The organism is Lactobacillus xujianguonis (assembly GCF_004009905.1).
Lineage (GTDB): Bacteria > Bacillota > Bacilli > Lactobacillales > Lactobacillaceae > Lactobacillus > Lactobacillus xujianguonis.
The window spans coordinates 1-954 of record NZ_ML136950.1 but is presented as its reverse complement, the minus strand read 5'-3'; the positions used below and the strand labels follow the sequence as shown (position 1 = coordinate 954).

Annotated in this window: 1 protein-coding gene; it reads left to right on the top strand. The window is 44.9% G+C overall.

Annotated features, from left to right (window positions below; translation table 11 throughout):
* Positions 1 to 21: 21 nt before the first annotated feature.
* Positions 22 to 954 (top strand): hypothetical protein (locus EJK17_RS11320; RefSeq protein WP_127796441.1); only part of this gene is annotated, 933 nt, incomplete at its 3' end.

Genomic DNA, 954 nt, shown 5'->3' with positions numbered 1-954 from the left:
CACACAGAAAGGAGCCAAATTATGGCAGACGAACAAGACAAGCCTACAGGGTTCAAGCCTAAATTCTGGCCTAAAGCTGTCTTGACCAATGACGGTCGTCACGCCTTTTTGCAATCAGTGGCAAGTAACCACGTACTGCACTACACGCGTGTGACCCTATCAAGTCAAAAGATGGTTGACGGTCAAGGCAAAATGCTTGACAACGAAGCAATCTCAAATTTGACCGGCCTTAGCGATGACCTAAAGGAAGGCACCGTGCAATTGACGCCAGTCGTAGATAACCATTTTGCCGTTACTGCGGATTTTGATAATAAAAATGTGCCAGACGATATCGAGTTTAGCTCCATCGGCTGGTATGGACGTATTGATACAGTAGATCCTAATGATCACGATAACGTTCTTGCACAAGGCAAGGAAGTTTTAATTGCCATTTTGCCTACAACAAAAGATCATGAAATCTTAGCAGCCGGATCACTTGATCAGCGATCAACCCAAGTGATCTCTGCACAACTGGACTTTACTATCTCAGACGCGGCCAATATTAACATGACCGTTAACGAAATCGGCTATGTGACCCGTGCCGAGCTTAATAGCTGGGAAGTTGATATGGAGGGCAAGATCAAAAATGCTGATCTAAGCAAGCTCAAATTCCGCAAGCAGATGCTGGACAACAACGGATATTTGCAGGACAAGACGTGGAGCGCTACTCGCAACAGCGATGGCACATACACAATTAACCTGTTTGATGATGACTGGACGGCCTCTAAGCTCTATAGTGTAATCGAACAAGTTAACGGTTTATCTAGCTCTAAAGCTGACAAGACTCAAGTGCAAGACGCAAAGAACGCCGTGCAGTCTAACTTAGAGGAGGCTAAGAATAACCTAAACGGTGCAATTAGCAATCTCAACAATGGCAAGCTTAATTTTAAAAACGTGTCTGACGGCTACGACCTA